25 protein-coding genes are annotated in these 24,430 nt (G+C 69.9%); 11 read left to right on the forward strand and 14 right to left on the reverse strand.

The genetic code is table 11. The features are described 5' to 3' along the window. Window positions 1-76 precede the first annotated feature (76 nt). From FHX52_RS15040 to FHX52_RS15075, 8 genes are all read right to left on the reverse strand, one after another. Window positions 77-658 carry an NUDIX domain-containing protein gene (locus FHX52_RS15040; RefSeq protein ID WP_141823136.1) on the reverse strand — a complete coding sequence of 194 codons (582 nt, stop codon included), beginning with the start codon at window positions 656-658 and terminating at the stop codon, window positions 77-79. A gap of 99 nt (window positions 659-757) precedes the next feature. Continuing rightward, on the reverse strand, window positions 758-1,237 hold the full coding sequence (locus FHX52_RS15045; protein WP_141823137.1) for a PNPOx family protein: 480 nt from the start codon (window positions 1,235-1,237) through the stop codon (window positions 758-760). A gap of 119 nt (window positions 1,238-1,356) precedes the next feature. Beyond that, the gene (locus tag FHX52_RS15050) at window positions 1,357-1,638 is read right to left on the reverse strand and encodes an Ada metal-binding domain-containing protein (RefSeq protein WP_141823138.1); all 282 of its coding nucleotides are present in this window, start codon (window positions 1,636-1,638) and stop codon (window positions 1,357-1,359) included. Continuing rightward, window positions 1,635-2,249, reverse strand: coding sequence for a methylated-DNA--[protein]-cysteine S-methyltransferase (locus FHX52_RS15055; RefSeq protein ID WP_141823139.1), 615 nt, complete (start codon window positions 2,247-2,249; stop codon window positions 1,635-1,637). Before FHX52_RS15055 ends, FHX52_RS15050 begins: the two co-directional genes overlap by 4 nt. After that, entirely contained in the window at window positions 2,242-2,739 is a 498-nt protein-coding gene (locus FHX52_RS15060) for an RNA polymerase sigma factor (protein WP_141823140.1), read from the reverse strand. The genes FHX52_RS15055 and FHX52_RS15060 overlap by 8 nt, the downstream gene beginning before the upstream one ends. A 236-nt stretch (window positions 2,740-2,975) precedes the next feature. Then, a protein-coding gene (locus FHX52_RS15065; RefSeq protein ID WP_141823141.1) for an IS3 family transposase occupies window positions 2,976-4,252 on the reverse strand; the annotation gives its coding sequence in 2 pieces (ribosomal slippage) (window positions 2,976-3,970 and window positions 3,970-4,252; 1,278 coding nt in all). A 121-nt stretch (window positions 4,253-4,373) separates the two neighbouring features. Then, window positions 4,374-4,889 (reverse strand): methylated-DNA--[protein]-cysteine S-methyltransferase, encoded by a 516-nt coding sequence (locus FHX52_RS15070; RefSeq protein WP_141823142.1) that lies wholly within the window; start codon window positions 4,887-4,889, stop codon window positions 4,374-4,376. Continuing rightward, window positions 4,886-5,911 carry a cation diffusion facilitator family transporter gene (locus FHX52_RS15075; RefSeq protein WP_141823143.1) on the reverse strand — a complete coding sequence of 342 codons (1,026 nt, stop codon included), beginning with the start codon at window positions 5,909-5,911 and terminating at the stop codon, window positions 4,886-4,888. The genes FHX52_RS15070 and FHX52_RS15075 overlap by 4 nt, the downstream gene beginning before the upstream one ends. 127 nt (window positions 5,912-6,038) lie before the next feature. Here FHX52_RS15075 and FHX52_RS15080 point away from each other — a divergent pair, with 127 nt between their 5' ends. Continuing rightward, entirely contained in the window at window positions 6,039-6,233 is a 195-nt protein-coding gene (locus FHX52_RS15080) for a CsbD family protein (RefSeq protein WP_141823144.1), read from the forward strand. Between the two features lie 191 nt (window positions 6,234-6,424). Here FHX52_RS15080 and FHX52_RS15085 read toward each other — a convergent pair whose 3' ends face one another. The 5 genes from FHX52_RS15085 to FHX52_RS15105 all read right to left on the reverse strand — a co-directional run bounded on the left by FHX52_RS15085 (window position 6,425) and on the right by FHX52_RS15105 (window position 12,383). Continuing rightward, window positions 6,425-7,213, reverse strand: coding sequence for a DeoR/GlpR family DNA-binding transcription regulator (locus tag FHX52_RS15085; RefSeq protein WP_141823145.1), 789 nt, complete (start codon window positions 7,211-7,213; stop codon window positions 6,425-6,427). Between the two features lie 93 nt (window positions 7,214-7,306). Beyond that, a complete protein-coding gene (locus FHX52_RS15090; protein WP_141823146.1) occupies window positions 7,307-9,082 on the reverse strand; it encodes a CE1 family esterase in 1,776 nt (591 codons plus the stop codon). Between the two features lie 181 nt (window positions 9,083-9,263). Continuing rightward, window positions 9,264-10,055: a DeoR/GlpR family DNA-binding transcription regulator gene (locus tag FHX52_RS15095; RefSeq protein WP_141823147.1), complete on the reverse strand. Its 792-nt coding sequence runs from the start codon at window positions 10,053-10,055 to the stop codon at window positions 9,264-9,266. A gap of 10 nt (window positions 10,056-10,065) precedes the next feature. Continuing rightward, window positions 10,066-11,073, reverse strand: a complete 1,008-nt coding sequence (pdxA, locus tag FHX52_RS15100; RefSeq protein ID WP_141823148.1) for a 4-hydroxythreonine-4-phosphate dehydrogenase PdxA — start codon at window positions 11,071-11,073, stop codon at window positions 10,066-10,068. Further along, window positions 11,070-12,383, reverse strand: a complete 1,314-nt coding sequence (locus FHX52_RS15105; RefSeq protein ID WP_246069987.1) for a four-carbon acid sugar kinase family protein — start codon at window positions 12,381-12,383, stop codon at window positions 11,070-11,072. The genes pdxA and FHX52_RS15105 overlap by 4 nt, the downstream gene beginning before the upstream one ends. A 284-nt stretch (window positions 12,384-12,667) precedes the next feature. On the opposite strand from FHX52_RS15105, the gene FHX52_RS15110 reads away from it, so the two are divergent. Genes FHX52_RS15110 through FHX52_RS15150 form a run of 9 tightly spaced genes read left to right on the forward strand, consistent with a single transcriptional unit; the run spans window position 12,668 to window position 21,739 of the window. Continuing rightward, on the forward strand, window positions 12,668-14,299 hold the full coding sequence (locus FHX52_RS15110) for an ABC transporter substrate-binding protein (RefSeq protein WP_141823150.1): 1,632 nt from the start codon (window positions 12,668-12,670) through the stop codon (window positions 14,297-14,299). A 29-nt stretch (window positions 14,300-14,328) separates the two neighbouring features. After that, the gene (locus FHX52_RS15115) at window positions 14,329-15,261 is read left to right on the forward strand and encodes an ABC transporter permease (protein WP_141823151.1); all 933 of its coding nucleotides are present in this window, start codon (window positions 14,329-14,331) and stop codon (window positions 15,259-15,261) included. Then, window positions 15,258-16,211: an ABC transporter permease gene (locus tag FHX52_RS15120; protein WP_141823152.1), complete on the forward strand. Its 954-nt coding sequence runs from the start codon at window positions 15,258-15,260 to the stop codon at window positions 16,209-16,211. The genes FHX52_RS15115 and FHX52_RS15120 overlap by 4 nt, the downstream gene beginning before the upstream one ends. Then, window positions 16,208-17,143 carry an ABC transporter ATP-binding protein gene (locus tag FHX52_RS15125; protein WP_141823153.1) on the forward strand — a complete coding sequence of 312 codons (936 nt, stop codon included), beginning with the start codon at window positions 16,208-16,210 and terminating at the stop codon, window positions 17,141-17,143. The genes FHX52_RS15120 and FHX52_RS15125 overlap by 4 nt, the downstream gene beginning before the upstream one ends. After that, a complete protein-coding gene (locus tag FHX52_RS15130) occupies window positions 17,136-17,984 on the forward strand; it encodes an ATP-binding cassette domain-containing protein (RefSeq protein ID WP_141823154.1) in 849 nt (282 codons plus the stop codon). Before FHX52_RS15125 ends, FHX52_RS15130 begins: the two co-directional genes overlap by 8 nt. After that, a complete protein-coding gene (locus FHX52_RS15135) occupies window positions 17,981-18,973 on the forward strand; it encodes an aldo/keto reductase (RefSeq protein WP_141823155.1) in 993 nt (330 codons plus the stop codon). Before FHX52_RS15130 ends, FHX52_RS15135 begins: the two co-directional genes overlap by 4 nt. Beyond that, window positions 18,970-19,764: an HpcH/HpaI aldolase family protein gene (locus FHX52_RS15140; protein ID WP_246069995.1), complete on the forward strand. Its 795-nt coding sequence runs from the start codon at window positions 18,970-18,972 to the stop codon at window positions 19,762-19,764. The genes FHX52_RS15135 and FHX52_RS15140 overlap by 4 nt, the downstream gene beginning before the upstream one ends. After that, complete coding sequence (locus tag FHX52_RS15145; protein WP_141823156.1) at window positions 19,761-20,999, forward strand: sialidase family protein; 1,239 nt, start codon at window positions 19,761-19,763, stop codon at window positions 20,997-20,999. The genes FHX52_RS15140 and FHX52_RS15145 overlap by 4 nt, the downstream gene beginning before the upstream one ends. After that, a complete protein-coding gene (locus FHX52_RS15150; RefSeq protein WP_141823157.1) occupies window positions 20,996-21,739 on the forward strand; it encodes an SDR family NAD(P)-dependent oxidoreductase in 744 nt (247 codons plus the stop codon). The genes FHX52_RS15145 and FHX52_RS15150 overlap by 4 nt, the downstream gene beginning before the upstream one ends. Before the next feature lie 255 nt (window positions 21,740-21,994). Here FHX52_RS15150 and FHX52_RS15155 read toward each other — a convergent pair whose 3' ends face one another. Further along, window positions 21,995-23,194 (reverse strand): thiolase family protein, encoded by a 1,200-nt coding sequence (locus tag FHX52_RS15155; protein ID WP_141823158.1) that lies wholly within the window; start codon window positions 23,192-23,194, stop codon window positions 21,995-21,997. 120 nt (window positions 23,195-23,314) lie between these two features. Between FHX52_RS15155 and nicT the strand changes: the two genes are divergently transcribed. Further along, window positions 23,315-24,415 carry a Nickel transporter NicT gene (nicT, locus tag FHX52_RS15160; protein WP_185747359.1) on the forward strand — a complete coding sequence of 367 codons (1,101 nt, stop codon included), beginning with the start codon at window positions 23,315-23,317 and terminating at the stop codon, window positions 24,413-24,415. Window positions 24,416-24,430: the final 15 nt, after the last annotated feature.

The raw sequence follows: 24,430 nt of genomic DNA on the forward strand, positions 1-24,430 counted from the left end.
GTCGTACACCAGCATGGACACGCGAGGCCACCGAACCGTTGCACCCCGGCGACGGTCCGACGGCCGACGCCTCGAGTCAGGCGATGCGGCCGAGCTCGAGCAGGGCGAGCATGAGGGCTGCAACGGTCTCGCCGTCGGTGATCTCGCCGCGGCGGATCATGTCCAGGACCTCGCTGACAGGCACGCGCGAGACGGCCGAGATGCCCTCCGCGATCTGCTCGCCGGAGCGCGCGTCGTCCCCGTGGCCGGGTGCGGCGCTGTCCGCGGCCGTGCCGACCTCGTGGAGGTCGGTCGCGAGATAGACCACCTCGGGCGCGCGGCAGATGCCGTTGAGGGCCGACATCTCGCCGACCCGGCGCCAGGTCCCGGCGGTGAGGCCGGTCTCCTCGTCCAGCTCGCGTCGGGCGGCGACGAGGGGGTCCTCGCCGTCGGTGCCACCCGCGGGCACCTCGATCGACGTGCCGACCGTGTGCCGGTCGACGGTGACGAGCACGACCTCGTCGGCGTCGGTGAGCGCGACGACGAAGACCGCGGGTCGGCGCAGCTCGACCACCCCGTAGGTGCCGGGCGACCCGTCAGGCCTGACCACCTCGTCCTCGCGCACGACGATCCACGGGTTCTCGTAGGCCACCCGGGTGCGGGTCACCGGCCAGCTCACCGGGGGTGTCGCTCTCGCATGCCCCGATCCTCGCACCACGACACGGCGAAGCCCGGCAGGTGGCCGGGGCCCGGCGGCCGGGGTCTCCGGACCCGCCGGTCAGTCCGTGAGGGTGAGCAGCACGATAGCGCGGCCAGCCGTGCCCGCCCGCACCTCGTCGAGCGTCGGCTGCCGGTCGACGTTGACCTTGAGACCGACCCGGTTGGCGCGCGTGGGGCCGAGGCCCTGGAGCAGGCGCACGAAGATCTCTGCGACGCGGTCGGGGTCCTCCTCGAGGACCGCGTGCGCTCGCCGACGTCGCCCGTCGATGGTCACCTCGAGGTCCGCGCCCCCGCGCAGGTTGACCCGCCAGGCGCCTCCTCCGAAGGTCAGCAGCTGACCGTCGAGCTCGTGTCGGCCGACCGGCACGTCGTAGACCCGTCCGGTGCGACGGCCCTTCACGTGCAGCACCATGAGGCCCTTGCTCGCGATGCCGTGCACCGGCGACCCGAGGATCGTGCGCAGCACCGGGTTGACGACCTTGACCATCGCGGCGGGGGCGAGGGCCTGCTCCACCGCGGGCTTCGACATGTCGGCCATGGCTACAGGGTGGCACCGCGCGGGCCGCGCCGACGGGTTTCGCCGCATCGTGCTCGCGGGTGGCCCGCGATGTCGCACGTCCGCACCACCGCCGGTATGCCGTGGGGCCGGGTTGCGCCTCAGGCGCCGGCGTCCCGGGAGGCGCGCCACACGGCATACGCCGGCCTGAGGCAGGTGCCGCAGGGGCGGAAGCCCGCGGCGACGGCGGTGGCCTCGTCGGCGAAGAAGACGCGGTGCTCGGCGTAGCCGCCACGGGCGAGGGCGGCGCGGGCCGAGCCGCAGTCGAGTCGGCCGTAGATGCGGTCGCGGGGGTTGCGGGCGTTGCCGCCCAGGGCGCCGGGGTTGTCGCTCTCGTAGGGCAGGCCGTCAGCGCCGACCAGTGTCCAGGTGCGTCCACTCATGCGGCGGACTCTATGTCGAGCAGGAGGCGCTTGGCGGCGGTTCCTCCGAGATAGCCGCCCAGGCCGCCGTCGGAGCGGACCACGCGGTGGCAGGGCACGACGATCGGGATGGGGTTGGTCGCGCAGGCGCTGCCGACGGCCCGCACCGCTTTGGCGTTGCCGGCGGAGGCGGCGACCTGGGCGTAGCTCTCGGTGCGGCCGAAGGGGATGTCGCGCAGGTGTCGCAACACCTCGAGGCGGAAGCCGCGCGAGAGCCGCAGGTCGACGGGGATGTCGAAGGTGTGGCGGTGACCGTCGAAGTAGTCGTCGAGTTCACGCGCGATCTCGTCGAATCGCTTGTCGTCGTGCAGGATTCGCGGTCCGATGCGCGTGGCGAGCGAGCCGAGCACTGCGTCGTGGCCCTCGCTCTCGAAAGCGATGCGGGTGAGGCCGACCTCGGTGGCCGCGAGGAGCAGTCGGCCGACGGGGGAGTCGACGACGCGGTAGGTGAGGTCGAGCGAGTTTGTGGCAGAGGCGCTTTCGACCAGTCGGGCGTGCAGCACTGTGACATCGGCACCCACGGTATCGGAGTCGGTTGGGGAGGAAAGGGCGTGGATCAGGTTGTCAGACATGGGAGCTCACTTCGTTGGAGGCATAGGTGAGGCGCAGGCGGGCGATGCCGTCGGCGCAGGCTCGGCGCGCCGCTGCCGGTGTGCCGCCGACGATGGCGGCGACCTCGGTGTGCGGCAGGCCCGCGACGTGGTGGTAGGCGACGCACTGGCGCTGCTTGTCGGGCAGCGCTGCCAGGGCCGACCACAGGGCGTCGTCGGGCAGTGCCTGGTCGGGCCGTTCGCCCTGTGGAGCGGGTCGCTCGGGCAGCCGGTCGACCGGAGCGGCGCGCCGAGCCCGGGCCCGCGCGACGTCGATGGCCTTGCGGTGCGCGATGGTGATGAGCCAGCCGCGCACGTCGGCGTCGTCGGGCAGGTCGGGCCAGGCGCGGAGGGCGGAGAGGAAGGTCTCCGACCAGGCGTCGTCGGCCTCCTCCACCCCGAGCACGGCGCGGCAGACGCGCAGCACCACGGTGCCGTGCTCGGTGACGGCCTGCTCGAACGGTCGCTTCATGTCCTGTGGACGCTCCAGCCTCGGAGGATGTGAGGTCCCAGTCTCCCCGATGCTGACGTCACCCCACGGACGTCACTCGAGTGGCCTCGTTTTCACACGTAGTCGTGTGAAAACGAGGCCACTCGAGTGTGAAAGCGCGGCCACTCGAGTCGGGTAGGCCGTTCGCGTGTGAAAACGAGGCCACTCGAATGGGAAAGTGACACCTCCCGGTGAGTCCGGAGGCTTGGTTTGGTGTCTCACCCGGTGGGGGCGAGGGTCTTGCGGTGAGCGTAGTGAAGCTCCTCTGCGTCTGCTGGGGTCAGGTCCTCAAGGAACTCGTGGGGTCGGATCGTGTTGAAGAAGTCGACCCACTCGAGGGTGGCGACCTCGACATGTCCCACGTCGCGCCAAGGCCCGTTCCGGTGGATCTGCTCGGTCTTGAACGAGCCGACGGTCGTCTCCGCCAACGCGTTGTCGTAGGCGTCACCCACCGACCCGACCGACGGGTCGATCCCAGCCTCGAGCAGCCTCGTGGTGAACGCGATCGACGTGTACTGCGACCCGGCATCGGAGTGACTGACCAGCCCCGACAGGTCGGTCACACCCTCGTTCGCCCGGGTGAACACGGCATGCTCCAGTGCGTCCAGCACCAGCGTCGTGGTCATCGACGTCGCGACCCGCCAGCCGATCACACGGCGGGCGAACGCGTCGACGACGAACGCGACGTACACCATCCCGGTCCAGGTGGGCACGTACGTGAAGTCGGCCACCCACAGCCGGTTCGGTGCGGCCGGGGCGAAGTCCCGCTCGACGAGATCAGCCGCCCGCGTGTGCGCCTCATCCGGGATCGTGGTGCGGACCCGTTTGCCGTACCGGGCCCCTTCCCACCCGTTGACCCGGTACAGCCGCTCGACCGTGCAGCGGGCCACGTCATGGCCTTTCCCGCGCAGGTGCAGCCACATCTTCCGGCTGCCCAAACCCGCGACGAGCCGCGAGTCGCGCCGTTCGGCGGCGATCAACGCGGTGACCTGCTCGTCGCGCAGCGCCCGACGTGACGGCTTCCTGGCGATCCACTCGTAGTAGGTCGAGGCGCTGATCGCGATCCCGTGCTTGCTCAGCACCGCGCACAAGGGCTCGACACCCCAACGCAGTCCGGGCTGTCCATCAACCCCGGCCACGCGGTGGTCCTTGTGCTCGGTGATGAAGTCGATCACCACTTGCCTGGCCGGTCGAGCTCGGCCGCGAAGAAACTCGAGGCTGCCTTCAAAATCTCGTTCGCCCGGCGCAGCTCGGCGTTCTCGCGCTTGAGGGCCTTGATCTGCTCGTGCTCAGCCGAGGTCAACCCCGGCCGGGCGCCGGCATCGACCTCCGCGCGGCGCACCCACTTGCGCACCGTCTCCGGCGAACCGACACCCAGCTTCGCCGCGACCGACCGGATCGCCTCGAACTCAGACCGGTACTCATCACGCTGCTCCAGCACCAACCGGACAGCACGCTCCCGGAACTCCTGGGAGTACTTCGACGGACGTCCCATGACCTGCATCCTTCCAACGGATCAGGCCTCCGGACATCCCGGGAGGTGTCAAAGCGCGGCCACTCGAGTCGGGTTGGCCACTCGAGTGTGGAAGCGGGGCCACTCGAGTGTGGGGCGGCGGTCAGAAGAGGCGGCCGGCGTCAGCGGCGCGAGGCTCCTCGAGCGCGAGGAGGTGTCGCTTGCGACCCAGCCCACCGGCATACCCCACGAGGGAGCCGTCGGCGCCGATGACGCGATGGCACGGCACGACGACGGCGATCGGGTTGCGTCCGTTGGCGGTGCCGACGGCCTGGGCGAGGTTGCGGTCGCCGAGGGCCCGGGCGAGCTCGCCGTAACTGCGGGTCTCGCCGTACGGGATCTCGCGCAGCAGCGCCCACACGCGCTGCTGGAAGTCGTCGCCCCGCGGCGCGAGCGGCAGGTCGAACTCGCGCAGCGCTCCGGCGAAGTAGGCCTCGAGCTGTGACGCCGCGGATGCGAAGGGCTCCGCACGTGGGTCGCCGGGCTCACCGAAGACGTCGGGGTCGTCGGGGCGGTACTTCGCGGCGTCCATGAGCAGGTGCGTGATCGACCCGTCGTCGTCGGCGACGACCGTGAGGTCGCCGAGGGGCGAGCCGACGACGACGTGCGACGGGCTCATGGGCGTTCGGGCCCCGGTCCGGATGCCTTCTCGTGGGCGGCCTGGATGTCGTCGTGCGTCGGCACGGGGTACTCCGCCGCGTAGTCGCCGTAGGCGCGGGGGTCCTCGGAAGGCTCGAGATGACAGGTCAGCGCGATCTCGCCGAAGCCCTCGTGGACGGCGTCCTCGATCTCCTCGACAAGGTCGTGCCCCTGCTGCACGGTCCACGCCCCGGGCACGAGCACGTGCACCTCGGCGAAGCGGTGGTGGCCCGAGTCGCGGGTGCGCAGCGCGTGGAAGTGCACCTCGCTGGTGACGAACCCGGCCAGGATGTCGGCGATGGCGCGGTTGTCCTCCTTGGACATCGCGATGTCCATGAGGCCCTCGGTGGACTCGCGGATGAGCTTCCACCCGGTCCAGACGATGTTGAGGCCGACGAGGAAGGCGACGACGGGGTCGAGCCGCTCAATGCCCGTCAGCGCGACGATGAGGACGCCGACGACGACGCCCGCAGAGGTCCACACGTCGGTCATGAGGTGCTTGCCGTCGGCGGTCAGCGTCAGCGAGCGGTAGCGGCGCCCGGCCCGCAGGAGCACGATCGCCACGCCACCGTTGATGAGCGAGGCGAAGACCGAGATCGCGAGGCCGATGCCGACGTTCTCGATGGGCTGCGGGTTGAGGAAGCGCTCGACCGCGGTGTACATGATGACGAGCGCGGCGACGAAGATCATCATCCCCTCGATCGCCGCCGAGAAGTACTCCGCCTTGGTGTGCCCGTAGTGGTGGTTCTTGTCGGCAGGCATCGCCGCCACCTTGAGCGCCACGAGCACCGCGACCGCGGCGACGAGGTTGACCACCGACTCGGCGGCGTCGGAGAGCAGACCGACCGACCCCGTGATGCGCCACGCGATGACCTTGAGCGTGATCGTGAGGATCGCCGCGACGATCGAGAGATAGGCGAAGCGGCTCAGGTCACGCGTCTGCTGGGCGCGGGCGCCTCCGAGGGGGGCGTCGGCGTTCGGTGGGCTCTCATGGGTCGACACGACTTCAGTGTGACAAGGGCCGCTGACAGCTCGCGCGTCGGGACTGTTCCTCGGACATCTGAGGTCATGGTGGGGATCGGCAATGACCGGGTAGGGGAGGAGTATCCGATCGGGAAGGAGTCCAACGATGGGACTCATTGACAAGGCCAAGAACGCCGGGGAAGACCTCAAGGGCAAGGCCAAGGAAGCAGCCGGGAAGTCGACCGACAACGAGCGACTCGAGGCCGAGGGCCAGCGAGACCAGGCTCAGGCCGACCTCAAGCAGCGGGGAGAGCAGCTCAAGGACGCGGGCGACGACGTCAAGGACGCCTTCAAGCGCTGAATCGACGGTCACTGCCCGGCGAGGTGGGCCGGTCCCTTCGGGGGCCGGCCCACTGGCCTGTCCGCCCGCACTCCGTGGGGTCAGGTGTCCGGGAGGGTCAGACCCGCCTCGTCTGTGATGTGCCCCGTCCCCGGCAGGGGTGCGTATGCCGCGTGGCTTGGCGCCACGGCATACGCCGGGTGTTCGGCGTGTCAGTCGCGGCGTGGCGCGACGACGACCTCGACCCCGTTGTCGCGGAAGGCCTGAAGTGCGTCGGGGGTCGCGGACGCGTCGGTGACGAGCGTCCAGCGGGCCGGCATCACCGCCCACGCGTGGAAGGGCGACTGGCCGAGCTTCGCGGCGTGCGCGAGGACATAGGTGTGGTCGGCGCGACTCATCATGAGCTCCTTGAGCCGGGTCTGCTCGAGGTCCGCCTCGCAGATGCCGCGCTCGGCGTGCACGCTGTCGGCGCCCATGAACGCCCGGTCGAAGGAGAGGCGCTGCACGGCCGACTCGGCGAGCGGCCCGACGAACGCCTGGCTGAGGGGACGGAGCCGACCGCCCAGCCCGATGACGTCGATGCCGGGGCTGTCCGACAGCGCACCCATGGCGCTGATGCCGGCAGTGACGACCGTGAGCTCGGTCAGGGCCTCTGAGGCAGTGATCTCGTCGGCCAGGGCGCCTGTCGTGGATCCGGCATCGAGCAGAACTGTCTCGCCGGGCTCGATCTGTGCCGCGGCCCATCGGGCGATGTCGCGCTTGGCGACGTGAGCCTCGCCGAGGCGCTGGCGCAACGAGGCCTCCGGGTGGTGTGCGAGGCTCATGGCGCCGCCGTACGTGCGGGCCAGCTTGCCCTGCGCGGTGAGCTTCGCGAGGTCGCGACGGATCGTCGAAGCGGTGACGTCGAACTCGTCGCTCAGCTGCTCGACGCTGGCGAGGCCTGTGGTCGTTGCCAGCCGGACGATCTCGTCTCGACGTGCTTGTGCGGGATGCTTGGCCACGCTCGGCACCTTAGGCCCGCAGTGATGACTGCGCCACCACCGTCAGGGACGGTGGTGGCGCAGGGCGTGGTCACGCGGTCGGAGCGGCGTCGGTCAGGGGCCGACGTAGACGTTGTTGCCGCTGGCGTCCTTCTGCCACAAGGCATACCAGTCCCAGAGGGTGCGCATCTCCGAGGGGATGATGCTGTGACCGCGGCCCAGGGTCACGCCGTAGCGCACGACGTTGACTCCCTCGGCGTTGTTCCACTTGCGCATGACGTAGCGACCGTCGCGCTCGAGGGAGGCCGGGGTCGTCGGTGTCCCGAGAGCCTTGTTGCGGTTGATCCAGTAGGTCGCCCACCCGCCAACCGTTGAGGTGGCGGGGTCGTAGGGCCAGAAGTCGAACTCACCGAAGAGCATGAAGTTCGGCAGGACCTCGCCGGAGTAGTCGTTCGACGTGGTCACTCCCGACGTCGTGCCGAGGGCGGTGAAGTTCTTGGACAGGGTGAGGTCACGCGCGATGGCGTTGCTCATCATGCTGCCCATCGACTGGCCGCCGAGGTAGATGCGGCTCGTGTCGACGGCGTAGTCCTGCTTCACCGTGTCGAGCAGTCGCTGCATGTACGTCATGTCGACGCTCTTGGGCCCGAGGGCCCAGCCCGTGCGGTTCTCGGTGTTGAGGCCGGTGGGCACGACGAGGATGAAGCCTTCGTCGTCCGCGACCTCCCACCAGCGCGAGAAGTCGAACATCGAGTACATCGTCATGCCGGAGCCGTGCAGCGAGAAGACGACAGGCGACTTCTCACCGCGTGCGGCTGCGACGCGCGCCTTGTGCGGGACGTAGACGAGGAACTCTCGCAGGCGGCCGTCGAGCTCCATGGTGCGGTACTCGACCCCCAGGGCGCGGTAGTCGGGCCGGGTGCCGAGGGTGTTGCCGCCGACCGCTCCGCCGTAGCGCGTGTAGTCGGAGAGGAAGGACTCGTAGATCTGGCGGTTGAGCCTGGCGTCCTCACGAAGGTTCCTTTTCTCGAGGACGGCGACAGCGGTGGACTCGTCGGCGACGTAGTAGTCGAGCGTGCCCTTCTGCTGACGGAAGATCTGACCGCCGTGGAATCCGACTGCCTTGGACACGGTCTGGTTCGCGTGCTTCCAGTAGTCGACCACGCCGGCGGTCTGTGCCGAGGAGTGGTCGGAGATCGTCCACACGGGCAACGGCACGCTGCTGCTGGCAACCCGCTGGCCGTTCCAGTCGGGCGTTGCGTAGTAGGTGGTCTGCATCTGGGCGAGGTAGTCAGAACCGATGTCGCTGGCGTTGACGAAGGCGGCTGCGGCCACGAGGGTCGGGTCCTTCATGACCGTCTTCTGCAGGGCGGTGCCGGCCGCGCCGTAGCCGACGACGTAGTAGCTCTCCGGGGGGAGGTACCAGGTGCCACGTCCGTTTGGGCCGTTGACACTGATGTCGTCGTAGGCCGTCTGCACATAGGACTGCTCCTCGGCTGCGGTGCCCCACGAGCCTGGCGCCCCGGGCTCGAGGATGTAGACGACGAACTTGTCACGGTCGGCGAGGGCCATCCAGCCGCTGTCGACGAGCCACTGCACGGTCTGCTGACCCTGGGGCACGGTGGTCACGACCATGTAGGCGCCGAGGACGGCATCCTGGGGCACGTAGACCTTCGCGGTCCGGCCCGTGTCACGCACGGGCCGTTCGAAGAGGCCGTGGATGCCCATCTTGATGCCCCGCTCGGGGGCGTAGACGGGGACGGTTGCGGCCAGCTGCTGCACGACGGGCAGCGGACGGCTGGGTGCGCTGGTCGGGCTGGCGCTGGCCGCCGTGGTCGGGACGACCAGGGCGAGGACGGCGAGTAGCCCTAGGACGAGTCTCTTCTTCACTGTTCTCCTCCGAGAGGATCGTGGCAGTGCGGCCCGGTGACTGGTGCGACGGCCGACGGGTCGGGTCGTTCGCGTCCTCGGCTGCGCTGCCGGCGAGAGGTGCTCTGTGAGTAGTGCGGGGTCTGCGGGGTCCGGACGGCTGGGCGTCCCCTCCTCGGGTCGGCTGGACTGTTGAGCGTCGTCAGTCGGCGCTGTGGCGCGCGATGATGACCTCGACTCCGCTGTCTCGAAACGCATGGACGGCAACGGGATCGGCTGACTCGTCGGTGACGAGGGTCCAGCGTGGGGGCATGACGGCCCAGGCGTGAAAAGGCGACTTCCCGAGCTTCGCGCCGTGGGCGACGACGTAGGTGTGCGCGGCCCGGCTCATCATGAGCTCCTTGAGGAGCGTCTGCTCGAGGTCCGCCTCGCAGATGCCGCGCTCCGGGTGGACGCTGTCGGCGCCCATGAATGCGCGGTCGAACGAGAGCCGCGCGATCGCCGACTCGGCGAGAGGCCCGACGAAGGCCTGGCTCATCGTGCGCAGCCTGCCGCCCAGGGCGATGACGTCGATCCCGTCGGTCTCGGCGAGGGCGCCCATGGTGCTGAGGCCCGCCGTCACGACGGTGAGCTCGGTCAGGTCTCCGGCGTCCTTGAGCACCTGGGCGAGGGCCGTCGTCGTCGACCCGGCGTCGAGCAGGATCGTCTCGCCGGACTCGATGACCGACACGGCCCAGCGGGCGATGGCCTGCTTGGCGGTGAACGCCTCTCCCAGGCGTTGCCGCAGTGACGCCTCCGTCGGGTGGGTCAGGGGCATGGCGCCGCCGTAGGTGCGCGCAAGCTTGCCCTGGGCGGTCAGCTTGGCGAGGTCGCGCCGGATTGTCGAGGCGGTGACGCCCAGGTGGTCGGACAGCTCGTCGACGCTGGCGAGCCCGGTGGTCGTGGCGAGCCGGACGATCTCGCTCCGGCGGGTCTGCGCTCCGTCCCTCGCCACGTCGCGTCCCTCAGGCGCTCACGGGGCGGGGCGCCATCTCGGCGCCGAGCCGCAGGGCCTCGATCATCGAGCGGTGGTCGGCGATACCCGTGCCGGCGATGTCGAAGGCCGTGCCGTGGTCGACCGACGTGCGGATCACAGGGAGTCCGATCGTGACGTTGACGCCTGCCTCGAGGCCGAGCACCTTGACGGGGCCGTGCCCCTGGTCGTGGTACATCGCGACGACGAGGTCGTAGTCACCGCGCCCGGCAAGGAAGAAGAGGGTGTCGGCCGGGAGCGCGCCGTGCACGTCGATTCCGTCTGCGCGGGCAGCCTCGACCCCCGGGTTGATCTTTGACTCCTCCTCGCCGTAGCCGAAGAGGCCGTTCTCACCCGCGTGGGGGTTGATTCCGCATACGCCGATCTTGGGGTTGGGGTTGCCCGCGTCGACGAGCGCCTTGTGACCGCGGCGGATGACGCGCTCGACGAGTCCGGGCTCGATGCGAGCCACCGCGTCGATGAGGCCGATATGGGTCGTCACGTGGATGACCTTGACCCTCTCGGTCGAGAGCATCATCGACACCTCCGGGGTGCCGGTGAGGTGAGCGAGCAGCTCAGTGTGGCCGGGGAAGACGTGACCGCCGGCGTGCAGCGCCTCCTTGTTGAGCGGCGCCGTGCAGATGGCCTGCACCTTGCCGGCCATCGCGAGCTCGGCGGCCACGCGGATGTAGTGGTATGCCGCATCGCCGGCGATCGGGGACAGCTGCCCGAAGGGGAGGTCCTCCGGCAGCAGGCCGAGGTCGATGACGTTGATCCGGCCCGGCACCTCCTGGGCCTCCTCGACGTCGGTCACCGTCACGATGTCGACGGCGCTGCCGATGATGGCGGCGGCCTGCTTCAGCCGCAGCGCGTCACCGACGACGACCGTGCGGGCCATCGTCGCGACGTGCGGGTCGGCGAGTGCCTTGACGATGATCTCCGGCCCGATGCCGGCACCGTCTCCCATGGTCACGGCGATGCGGGGAAGGACGGCGCTCATGGGTTCTCCTTGGTGGGGGCGACGAGACGAGACTGCGCAGGCTTGCGCTGCGTGGACTGAGTGCCGGCTGTGGCAGGCGCGGCGAGCTGGCTGGCTGCGGTCGCCGCTGTGGCTGTGGCGTTGGCGGCAGCTCGGGTGGTGGTCTGCGAGGTGCCGTCGGCGGCCAGGTCGGTGCCGAGGAGCCGTCGGGCCGTGCGGACGAGCGAGTCGGCAGCGCCGAAGCTGCCGGGGCGCGTCACGACGACGTGACCCGCTTGCGTCTGGCTGACGACGGTGCCGCGCTCGAGCTCGGCGAGGACCGAGAGCGAGGTCACGCCGAGGCGGTCGAGAGCAGCCCGAGCCGTCTCGCCACCGGTCAGGAAGACTCCCTCGTAGCACGTGACGTGGGGAGCGAGCGCGTCCGCGAGCGCCGCGACGAGGCGGCTCGCGTCGCCGCTCTCGACCGCGGCCGCGGGGTCGAGGGCGACGACGACGAGGCCGTGGGCCGTGACCTCCTCCAGCCGAGCCTGCAGGGCACGCGGGTCTGCGAGCAGCCGGGCGGGGTCGATCAGCTCGATGTGCGCAGCCTTGCCGGCGAGCTGCGCGAGCTGAGCGGCGACGGCGCTCGCGCGGGTGCCGAGGACCATGAGCAGCGAGCTGAGGCGGGGGAGGCCTGCGGGGGCTGCGTCGTGCTCCGGGGTGAGGGCGCGCACGGCGGTGTCGGACATCGCGCCCGAGCCGACGAGCAGTGCGCGGGACGACGTGGCGATGGCGGCCGCGTGGATCGTCTCGAGATCGGCCTCTGTCGCGGCATCGCACACGGCGACGGCGCCGGAGGCTGCGATGTCATGAACGGCCTGAGCGACGGCATCGGTGCCGGCGTCGACAGTGTGCTGGGAGATGAGCACGGTGCGCAGCGGCCTCAGGGCCTGCTGGACCGAGGTCGGCGCCGGAGAGGTCTCCACCTGCCAGAGGTCGGTCTCGTGCAGTGGTGTGCCCTCGACGTGCAGCACGCCGTCGCGCACGACGCGCCCCAGGGCCGGGTTGCTGACGGCGACGACGGCAGTGCGTCCGAGCTGCTGGGCCACCGCGGCGATCTCGGCGGCGACGTTGCCCCGCAGCAGCGAGTCGATCTTCTTCACGACCACGGGGGCCGCGGAGACGGCTGCCGCCGCAGCGGCGGCGCGGGTGGCTGCAGCGGCGGCTTCGAGACCTCGGGAGTGCGTGTCCACGGTGAGGACGCGCGTGGCACAGTCGGCGTCGCGGGTGCCCCCCTCGGGGGCCAGGCCCAGGAGGATCGTGCTGCGCGAAACACGCAAGAGTGCGCGCACTGCGCACTCTGCGCCACCGCTGAGATCATCAGCGATGATGCCAATCTCCAGGGCGACCACGGTTCCTCCTTTGCGTGCATATCCATGTGCAGCAAGGAGTTTGGCATCCTCGCCGTCTCACCGAATGGGTCTGTCCCGCGCTGCCCGTGAGGCCGCGCCGAGCTGTCCCGTCACAAAAAACGCTACAGGTAGTGCGCGATTCGTGCAATGGTGCGAATGTAGATCCACCCGAACGGCGCACGGTGCGCAGTCGCGGTAGAGGCCACGCTCAACGAGGAGTCCCGATGCCCCAGCACACGCCATCACGCGTTTCCCCGTCTGACCCCCCGGCGCGGGAGCACTCGCGCCGTTCCATCCTCAAGTTCGGCTCGCTGGCCGGTGCGGGTCTGCTCTCCGCCCCCGTGCTCGCCAACTGCGCCGGACCCAAGACCGCCGCCAGCACCTCCACCGGAGGAGCCGCAGCTGCCGGTGGCACCCTGAGCATCGTGCTCAACCGCAACCTGGTCAGCCTCGACAACAAGCTGAACCAGTACGACGCCGCCGTGACCGTGCAGCGCGCGGTGCGCGAGGCCCTGACGAGGATCGGCGACAAGCTCACCCCTGAGCTCGTGCTCGCCGAGTCGTTCGAGCAGACCAAGCCGACCGTCTGGACCGTCAAGCTGCGCAATGACATCCACTACTCCGACAAGTCGAAGGTCACGGTCGAGGACGTCGAGACCGCACTCAAGCTCTACTTCGAGGTCAAGGCCGGCTACGTCGCCTCGCAGTTCCCGGAGCAGCCGGCCTTCGCCAAGGTCGACGACACGACCTTCACACTGACGACGAAGAACCCCGTCGTCTCGCTCAACTCGTTGATGTCCAACATCCTCATCACGCCGGCCAAAGACAACAAGGCCGAGGAACTCGGCATCGGCCTCGGCACCGGCCCGTTCACCATCGCGAGCGCTGACTCCGGCACCGGCACCTACCGCCTCGTGCGCAACGCCAACTACTGGGGCACGCCGGCCAAGCTCGAAGAGGTCAACGTCAGCTACCAGGAGGAGGAGGGCGCCCGCGTCATCGCGATCACCTCGGGCCAGACCGACGTCATCGACACGATCACGCCGGAGTCCGCCACGTCCCTCAAGACGAACTCCGACATCGACGTCATCGAGACGCCGGGCACGCGCCTCATCCACCTCTTCTACAACTTCCGCAAGCCGGCGAGCAGCCCGCTCGCCAACCCCAAGGTGCGCGAGGCCCTCACCTACGCCATCGACCACGAGTCGCTCATCAAGGCGCTCATGAACGGCCAGGTCACCTCGGCGGAGGGTGTCGTGCCCTCGACTCTGGCCGGCTTCGCCAAGACCGGTGACTACGTCTATGACGCGGCCAAGGCCAAGCAGATGCTCGCCGACAACGGAGCGGCGGGCCTCAAGGTGCGCATCATCTGGGAGGACTCCGAGTTCGCCGGGGCGTCCCGCGTCCTCGAGGCGGTGTCGCAGATGTTTGCTGCGGTCGGCGTGACGGCCGAGCTCAAGATGATCCCCAAGGGCGGCGAGATCAACGCGTGGCGTCGCGGCGAGGCCGGCGACTGGGACATCCTGGCCAACGGCTACGGCAACCAGACCGGATTGGCCCTCACCAACCTGCAGGGTCAGTACGGCGGCACGGCCGAGAAGGAGAAGACGCGCGACACCTACCACGGCTTCGTCTTCCCGGACATCACTGCGCTGCTCGACCAGGCCGCTGCCGAGTCCGACGAGGCCAAGCGCAACGACCTGCTCAAGCAGGCACAGGAGAAGATCTGGGCGCAGTGGCCCGCCGTCTGGGCCTGGACGCCGAACAACGTCCTCGCCAAGCGCAAGCGGGTCCAGAACCTCAACCTCCGCGCGACGAACTCCTACGACCTCGCCGCCGTGACCGTCTCCGGCTGACGTCCAGCCGACCAGACCAAGGTGATCCCATGCTCACGTACGTCCTGAAACGGATCGGTCAGACGATCCTGACGGCCTTCCTCGCCGTGGCGACGGTGTTCGTCCTGCTCCGCATGGCGCCGGGCGACCCCGCGGCCAACTATGCGCCGCCGAACCCGAGCTCAGCACAGCTCGAGGCCATCCGCCAGCAGTTCGGGCTCGACCAGCCGATCCCCGTGCAGTTCTGGACGTTCCTGCAGCACCTGTTCCAGGGCGACGTCGGCACGTCGTTCTTCTTCAAGCGGCCCGCGCTCGCGGTCGTCCTGGAACGGCTGCCCTACACGATCACCCTCGCGGTCGCGGCGATCGTCCTCACGTCGATCGTCGCGATCCCGCTGGGGGTGTGGATGGCGCGGCGCAACAACACGTCGCGCGAGCTCGGCGCCAACATCGGCACCATCGCCGGTCAGTCGATGCCCGACTTCTGGATCGGCTTCGTGCTGCTCATCCTGTTTGCGGTCAACCTCAAGTGGTTCGCGCCGTCGGGGTTCGACTCGGCCGCCTCGATCATCCTGCCGACCGTGACCATCGCGATCCTGCAGATCGCGCTCATCTCGCGTCTCGTGCGGCGCGAGATGGTCGTCAACCTCGCGTCGCCCTACCTCACGGTCGCGCGGTCTCGCGGGGTCTCGGAGCGGGCACTGACCTGGCGCTACGCCTTCGCGAACGCCGCCCTGCCGGTCGTGACGGCGCTCGGCACCCGCTTCGCAGCGATGCTCAACGGCGTCGTCATCGTCGAGGTCGTCTTCAACTGGCCCGGCGTCGGCGAGCTCGTCGTCAACGCGCTCAAGCAGCGCGACTTCCCGCTCATCCAGGCCACCGTCCTCGTCACCGTGCTGCTGGCGCTCTTCGTCCAGCTGCTCGTCGACCTGCTCTACCCGCTCATGGACCCGCGGGTCCGTCTCGGAGAGGCCAGCGCATGACCACCTCCACGAACTTGCCCGGTCACCCGCAGGTCCCGAACCTCAGCGAGGTGCCGGGCTCGATCCTGGGCCGCGACTCAGCCGTCAACAAAGTGCTGCTGCGCCGCTCGGCTGCGGTCCGTCGTGCCCGCTACAGCACCATCAAGATCTGGGTCGGCGCGATCTGCGCAGGGGTCGTCATCATCCCCGTCGTGCTGGCGAACGTCCTCCCGCTGCCCGACCCGATCGTCGGGCAGCTGAGTGAGTCGTCGCTCCCGCCCTTCAGTGCGGGCCACCTGCTCGGCACCGACCCCAACGGCCGTGACCTGCTCTCGCGCATCCTGCACGGCGGCCAGACCTCGCTCGTCATCGGCATGCTCGCGATCTTCGTCTCAGGGCTTGTCGGCATCGTCGCGGGCGCCGCGGCCGGCTACTTCGGCGGTTGGGTCGACACGATCATCTCGCGCCTCCTCGAGGCGCAGATGGCCCTGCCGCTGCTGCTCATGCTGCTGCTCGTCGTGGCCCTCTTCGGCCCGTCCATCCCCGTCATCACGCTCGTCATCGCCTTCGCGCAATGGCCCGAGCCGGCCCGCATCACCCGAGCGCTCGTGCTCGTCGAGCGGGAGAAGCCATATGTGGCAGCGGCTCGGGTGCTCGGTCTGCCGAAGTTCTCGATCCTGCGCCGGCACGTCGTTCCCAACATCCTCCAGCAGGTGCTCGTCGTCGTCCTCCTGCTGCTGGCCCAGGCCGTGCTGCTCGAGAGCGCCCTGTCCTTCCTCGGTGCCGGCGTCCAGCGGCCCTACCCGACGTGGGGCGGCATCATCTCCGACGGCCGAGAGCTCTTCGTCACCGGCAAGCCCTGGCTCGTCACGGTGCCGGGCGTGGCCATCGCCCTGCTCGTCGTCGGAGTCAACCTCGTCGGTGACGGCCTGCGCGACCGCGTGCGCCGTGCGAAGGGAGACCAGGCATGAGCGTGCTCGAGGTCAAGGACCTGCAGGTCGAGCTGATGGCTACCGATGACGTCATCCGCGCCGTCGACGGGGTCAGCTTCCACATCGACAGGGGCGAGACGGTGACCATCATCGGCGAGTCCGGCTCGGGCAAGTCGACGACGGCGATGGCTCTGCTGCGGCTGCTGCCCGACGACCTCGCGGTCATCTCCGGCGAGGCGCGCATCGCGGGCCAGGACGTGACCGGCGACCGCAAGGTCATCAACCAGCTGCGCGGCCGGGTGGTCGCCCTCATCCCGCAGGACCCGATGACAGCGCTCAACCCGATCCGCACCGTCGGTCGCCAGATGACCGAGGCCGTCCGCATCAAGTACCCCAAGCTGAGCAAGGCCGAGGCCAAGAGGCGGGCGCTGTCGCTCATGGAGCAGGTGCACATCCGCAACCCTGCCAAGCAGTTCGACGCCTACCCCCACCAGCTCTCGGGGGGCATGCTCCAGCGGGTGCTCATCGCGATGGCGGTCTCGACCGACGCCGACCTCATCGTCGCGGACGAGCCGACGAGCGCGCTCGACGTGACCGTCCAGGCCGGCATCCTCGACCTGCTGCTCGAGCTCCAGGAGCAGACCGGCATCGCCCTCCTTCTCATCACGCACGACCTCGGGGTCGCGCGGCTCATGAGTGACCGCATCCACGTCATGAAGTCCGGCGTCTTCGTCGAGAGCGGTCCCGTCACCGATGTCGTCGACCACCCCCAGCACCCTTACACACAGAAGCTGCTCGGGGCCATCCCCGAGCTCGGCCCCTGGGAGGATCCGGCGTTGACGGAGCCCAGCACGTATGCCGCGAGTGACGCTCCTGAAGCGGGCGCCCCTGCGCCGCAGCCGGGTTCACCGAACGGCGGCGGCACCAAAGGTCCCGACACCACGTTCGTCAAGGAGGCCAGCCATGGCTGACAACCTGCTCACCGTGTCCAACCTCGTCGTCGAGTACAAGACGGGCAGCGACACCTTCCGCGCCGTCGACGACGTCTCGTTCAGCGTGCCGCGCGGTGGCACGCTCGCGATCGTCGGAGAGTCGGGCTGCGGCAAGTCGACGATCGCCAAGGCCCTCGTCCGGCTGATCAAGCCCACCTCGGGCACGATCGACCTCGACGGCACCGACCTGGCCACCTTGACCGAGCGACAGCTGCGCCCGATGCGCCACCGCGTGCAGATGGTGTTCCAGGATCCCTACGGCTCCCTCGACCCCCATCTGACCGCCCAGCAGATCGTCGCCGAGCCGATCGCCGTGCGGGGGGAGAAGTCGCGGAAGGTCCAGCGCGACAAGGCCGCCGAGCTGATCGACCGGGTCGGCCTGCCCAAGACGGCCCTCGGCCGCAAGCCCCCGGAGTTCTCCGGAGGCCAGCGCCAGCGCATCGGCATCGCTCGCGCGCTGGCATCCGAGCCTGAGCTGCTCGTCTGCGACGAGGCGACCAGCGCCCTCGACGTCTCGGTGCAGGCGCAGGTGCTGGAACTGCTCGCCGACATCCAGGCCGACACCGGCCTGACCTACCTCTTCATCTCGCACAACCTCGGCGTGGTGCGTGCGATATCGCAGGACACCGTCGTCATGCGCGCCGGCCGGATCGTCGAGAGCGGCCGCACCGACGACCTCCTCTCGCGTCCTCAGGAGGAGTACACCCAGCGGCTGCGTCGCTCCGCCCTGGAGCCGGGGCTCATGACCGGCATCAAGCCGCGCCACCTCATCCGACACATCGCCGCGTCCCGCACCGCCGAGACCGAGAAGGCCTCATGACCACCGCTGCCCTCCCGACCACCGACCTGCCCGGCCTTGCCCGTCCGCTGTCGCGGCTCGTGCTCGGCACGATGACCTTCGGCGACACCGTCGACCTCGAGACCGCCCGCACCATGGTCGATACGGCGCTCGACGCCGGTATCACCTCCCTCGACACCGCCAACGGGTACGCCGCCGGGCGAAGTGAGGAGATGATCGGCGAGATCCTCGACGGTCGGCGCGATGCAGCGACGATCGCGACCAAGGCGGGCATCTACCTCGGCGACGCGGGCGGCGCACCGCTGCTCTCCGCCAAAGGTCTGCGGTCATCGCTGGAGGCGAGCCTGCGCCGGCTGCGCACCGACCACGTCGACGTCTACTACCTCCACCAGCCCGACCGTTCGGTCTCGATCGAGGAGACCGTCTCTGCCCTGGGTGATTTCGTCAAAGAGGGCAAGGTCCGCGCCATCGGCGTCTCCAACTTCTCCGCCTGGCAGATCGGCGACGTCTTCGCCGCCTGCGACGCGCTCGGGACGCCCCGGCCGATCCTGGCGCAGCAGCTCTACAACCTCGTCGCGCGCCGCATCGAGGCCGAGTACGCCGAGTTCGCGACGACGAAGGGACTCGCGACGATCGTCTACAACCCGCTCGGCGGCGGCCTGCTCACCGGCCGCCACTCCTTCGCCGAGTCACCGGCTGAGGGCCGCTTCGGCGACTCGGCGTTGGCGACGATGTACAAGGACCGCTACTGGAACGCCGAGACGTTCGCGGTCATCGAGGCCTTGGGCGCCATCGCCGCGGAGGCCGGCATCACCCTTCCCGAGCTGTCGTTGCGCTGGCTGCTGAGCAAGCCGGTCGTGTCTGCGGTGCTGCTCGGGGGATCCAAACCACACCAGCTGGAGGCCAACATCACTGCTGCACAAGCCGGTCCGCTCCCCGACGACGTCATTGCCGCGTGCGACGAGGCAGGTCTGGCTCTTGCCGGGTCCATGCCGGGGTACAACCGATGAGCACGGCGATGGAGCGCAGCCGCGAGCGCGTCCTCGACTATGCCCGACGTCTCCGTGCCAGAGAGACGATCCTCGGCTACTGGGTCATCATCGACTCGCCCGCATCGACCGAGCGGCTCGCGCGACTCGGCTACGACTACGTGTGCTTCGACGGCCAACACGGGCTGCTCGACTACAAGGGCATCCTCGCCGGCATGACGTCCGTCGACGCCGGCGGCGAGTCCGTCGGCATGGTCCGGGTCGGCGCCAACGACCCCTTCCTCATCGGCCAGGCGCTCGACTCGGGTGCGGCGGGCATCATCGTCCCGCTCGTCAATACGGCCGAGGACGCCGCCCGAGCCGTGTCCTTCGCGAAGTACCCGCCGCTCGGTATCCGCTCGTACGGCCCGATGCGGTCGCAGCTGCGCATCGGCCCCAACCCGGCCGACGCCAACGCAGCGACGGTCGTCCTCGCCATGATCGAGACGCCGCAGGGTCTCGCGAACGTCGAGGCCATTGCAGCCACCCCGGGCATCGACGGGCTCTACATCGGACCGTCCGACCTGCGCATCTCCGTCGGCGGCGCGACGTCCGCCGACCCCGCTGTCGACGACGCCTTCGAGGAGGCCGTGGCCCGCGTGCTGCGTGCTGCCGAGTCGGCGGGCATCGCAGCCGGATTCCACACTCCCAGTGGGGAAGTCGCGGCCAAGCGGCTTGCCCAGGGCTTCACGTTGGCCACTGTCTCCTCTGACCTCATTCACCTCGAGCAGGCCGCCACGGCCCACCTCAAGGCTGCGCGGGGGGAGGGGTGAGCGTCACAGGCGGTGCGGAGTCGCTGCCCACGGACGGCGTGCTGCGCGATCGCTACGGAGGCGGCCGGACGGCATACCTCCCCACCCCGACGGTGCAGTGCCACGCGGCCAACCTCGCATGGCTGCCGAACGGCGACCTCGCGTGCGTATGGTTCGGCGGCACCCAGGAGGGTGTCAGTGACATCACCGCCTACCTCAGCCGTATGCCGTCAGGCAGCGACACGTGGCTCGCCCCCGTCGCGCTCAGCGACGACCCGACGCGGTCGGAGCAGAACCCCGTCCTCTTCACGGCCCCGGACGGTTACGTCTGGCTGCTCTACACCGCCCAGCTCGCCGGGAACCAAGACACATCAGAGGTGCGCCGTCGCGTGTCACACGACGGGGGTGACACGTGGGAGGCGCCGGCGGTGCTGCTCCCGGCCACGGAGGCGGGTGGCGTCTTCGTGCGGCAGCCGCCGGTCGTGCTCGCCAGCGGACGCATCCTGCTGCCCGTGTTCAACTGCGTGACGGTGCCCGGAGAGAAGTGGGTCGGCAACGAGGACACGTCGAGCGTGTGGTGGAGCGACGACGGTGGCGACAGCTGGTCCGAGGCGCCCGTGCCCGGGTCGCTCGGGTGCGTGCACATGAATGTCATTGTGCGACATGATGGCTCGCTCTGGGCGTGCTTCCGCAGCCGGTGGGCTGACCATATCTGGCAGACGACGTCGACCGACGACGGTCTGACGTGGGCCGAGCCGACGTCGACCGACCTGCCCAACAACAACTCGTCGATCCAGGCCGTCTCGACCAGGGGGGGAGAGGTCGCGCTCGTCTTCAACCGCAGCTCTGCGCGCGACGCAACCGAGAGGCGGGTCTCGCTCTACGACGAGATCGACGACGAGGGGGTGCGCGACGGGCTGGAGGGTCCGGTGGTGGCCGAGCCATCACCGGAGGCGGCGGAGGCTGCCGGTCGAAAGACCGCGTTCTGGGGTGCGCCGAGGGCTCCGATGACGCTCGGACTCAGCCCCGACGAGGGCCGGTCATGGCCCGTCCAGGTCGACCTCGAGAGCGGTGACGGCTACTGCATGTCCAACAACTCCCGCGACGGGCTCAACCGCGAGCTGTCCTACCCCTCGGTCCTGCCCGGTCGGGACGGTGACCTGCACGTCGCCTACACCTACCACCGGCGAGCCATCAAGCACCTGCACCTGCCTCCCGACGTCGTCGCCCGCCTCCGACACAGCCCGTCCCGGTGACGGCGGCGACCCTGCCCGAGCCGGCCCCCTCCCCACCTGCCGACCGCGTCACACGCAGCGCGGTCGTCACGGGGGCCAGCTCGGGCATCGGCCTCGCCATCGCCCACGACCTCGTCGGTGCCGGGTGGCACGTCCTCGGCCTCAGCCGCTCGCGCGGCGCGCTGCCGGACGCCGCCACGTGGGTGCCGTGCGACCTGGCTGACGTGATCTCAGCCGGCGAGGCCGTGCAAGCGGTGCGCGAGGCCGCGACCGGCGGCGTGGACGCGATCGTCCACGCCGCCGGCCTGCAGTACTCCGCCGGGGTTGCAGAGCTTCGCGCGGAGCAGGGCGGGCGGATGTGGGCCGTGCACGTGCGCGGCGCCGAGCTCGTCGTCGGCGGGCTCGTCAATGCGCTGTGCGACGGCGGACGGGTCGTGCTTCTCGGCAGCCGCACGATGACCGGTGTGCCGGGGAAGAGCCAGTACGCCGCGACGAAAGCAGCGCTTGCGGCGATGGCCCGGGCGTGGGCGGCGGAGCTTGCGCCACGGCGGATCACCGTCAACGTCGTCGCGCCGGGCCCGACGCGCACCGCGATGCTCGACGACCCGAACCGCGCCTCCGTGCCTCCGGTCATACCGCCCCTCGGGCGTCTGGTCGAGCCCTCTGAGGTCGCCGCGCTGACGAGGTTCCTTCTCGAGCCGACGGGTGCGATGGTGTCGGGCCAGACGATCGTCATCTGCGGTGGAGCGTCCCTACCCTGAGCGTGCCCGCACACCTGCACGCCAGCCGCACACGGCGCACCGTGTGCGGCCCGCCCCGACATGTGCCGCTGACGGTCGGGCGCGCGGCTGGCCCTCGAGTGGGCGTTTGCCGAGTGGCTCGCTGCCGTCAGCAGGCGCACCTCTGCAGGGCGGCGGCACACCGTGCACGGTGTGCGGACAGTGCTCGGGTGTGCCGCTGGCGCTCGGGTGTGCCGCTGGCGCTGAGGCGGGGGTATGCCGCGTGGCGCGGTCGCGTCAGGCGGTGACGTTCTCGAGGACGACGGCGAGGCCCTGGCCGACGCCGATGCAGATGCAGGCCACGCCCCATCGGTCGCCGGTGCGCTGCAGGCTGCGTGCGAGCGTGCCGAGGATGCGCCCACCGGAGGCGCCGAGCGGGTGGCCGATGGCGATGGCGCCGCCGTGGCGGTTGACGACCTCGGGGTCGATGTCCCACGCGTCGATGCACGCGAGCGACTGGGCCGCGAAGGCCTCGTTGAGCTCGACCGCGGCGACGTCGCCCCATGCGACACCGGCCCGGGCCAGCGCGATGTTGGCGGCCTCGACGGGCGCGTAGCCGAAGAGCTGCGGGTCCAGCGCGCTCGCGCCACGGCCGGCGATCCGGGCGATGGGCGCCAGGCCTAGCTCGTCCGCCGCTGTCGCGCTGCCGAGCAGCACGGCCGACGCACCGTCGTTGAGCGGCGAGGCGTTGCCGGCGGTGACGGTGCCGCCCTCGGAACGGAATGAGGTGCGCAGCCCCGCGAGCCTCTCGGGCGTGGTGTCGGGCCGGATCGACTCGTCACGCAGGAGGTCCACGCCGGGCACGGTCACGACGAGCTCGTCGTAGAAGCCCGAGGTCCAGGCGTCGTCGGCCAGGCGGTGGGAGCGGGCGGCGAAGGCGTCCTGCCGGTCACGCGAGATGTCGAAGCGCTCGCGCAGCTGCTCGGTCGCCTCGCCGAGCGAGACGGTCCACTGAGGCGGCATCGCGGGGTTGATGAGGCGCCACCCGAGAGTCGTCGAGGCGAGGGCGAGATCGCCTGCGGGATATGGCTTCTCGGTCTTGGGGAGCACCCACGGGGCTCGTGTCATCGACTCCACCCCGCCGACGACCACGACATCGGCTTCGCCGGTCGCGATCTGGCGGGAGGCGATGATCGCCGCGTCGAGGCTCGAGCCGCAGAGCCGGTTGACCGTCGTGCCCGGGACCGTCGTCGGCAGCCCGGCGAGGAGCGTGGCCATGCGCGCGACGTTGCGATTGTCCTCACCGGCTCCGTTGGCGTTGCCGAAGACGACCTCGTCGACGTGCTCGCCCGCGCCGTCACCGGCGAGGCCGGGTGCACGCTCGACGATGGCGCGCACGACGAGGGCCGCGAGGTCGTCGGGCCGGGTGGCGGCAAGCGCCCCGCCGAAGCGCCCGAACGGGGTGCGGATGGCGTCGTAGACGAAGGCGTCGTTCACGCGCGCACCTCGTCACAGCAGTCGGTCATGGCGGTCTCCTTCGTCCGGTGCCCGCGAGCATGCCACGTCCGGGCACAGTTGCAGCTGCGACTGTGTCGCATCTAGCGTGGCCTCGTGGCGATGGACGTGGAGCAACCGAGCACGAGGCGCACGCTGCTCTCGCGTCTGACGCACGACCAGCGCCGCAGCGTCCTCGGCATGAGCGTCGTGGTCCTGCTCCTCCACGTCGTCGGCTGGGGCCTGCTCCTCGGGGTCGTGGCGCCGCAGGAGTACCGCGTCGCGGGCCAGCTCTTCGGTGTGGGACTCGGCGTCACGGCATACACCCTCGGGATGCGGCACGCGTTCGACGCCGACCACATCGCCGCCATCGACAACGCCACCCGCAAGCTCATGAGCGACGGCCAGCGGCCGATGAGCGTCGGCTTCTGGTTCAGCCTCGGGCACTCGTCCGTCGTCTTCGCCATGGTCATGCTGCTCGCCTTCGGCATCCGCGCGCTCGCCGGCGCGCTGGCCGACGACGGCTCGCAGCTGCAGCAGGTCACCTCGGTCTGGGGCACCTCGGTCTCGGGTGTCTTCCTCGTGCTCATCGGGCTCGTCAACCTCGCGGCGCTCATCGGCATCCTGCGCGTCTCGCGCCAGATGCGCTCGGGCCACTACGACGAGGCCGAGCTCGAGCGGCAGCTCGACAAGCGTGGCTTCCTCAACCGCATCCTCGGGCGCGTCAACCGGGCGGTCACGAAGCCGTGGCACCTCTACCCCGTGGGGGTGCTCTTCGGCTTCGGCTTCGACACCGTGACGGAGGTCGGGCTGCTCGTCATCGCGGGCGGCGCCGCCGCCGCCAACCTGCCCTGGTATGCCGTCCTCACCCTTCCCGTGCTCTTCGCCGCGGGCATGTCGCTGCTCGACTCGATCGACGGCTCCTTCATGAACTTCGCCTACGGGTGGGCGTTCAGCAAGCCGGTGCGCAAGCTCTACTACAACATCACCGTGACGTCGCTGTCGGTCGCCGTGGCGCTGCTCATCGGGGTCATCGAGCTCGTGTCGATCATCACCGACAAGCTCCACATCACGTCCGGCCCGCTCGCCTGGATCGGCGGCATCGACCTCGCGAGCATCGGCTTCTGGATCGTCGGGCTCTTCGTCGTCACGTGGCTCGTGTCGCTCGCGATCTGGCGCTGGGGCCGCATCGAGGAGCGCTGGTCGAGCGGCCTCACCGACTGAGCCCTCCGGCCACGG

Source organism: Humibacillus xanthopallidus (assembly GCF_006717145.1).
Lineage (GTDB): Bacteria > Actinomycetota > Actinomycetes > Actinomycetales > Dermatophilaceae > Humibacillus > Humibacillus xanthopallidus.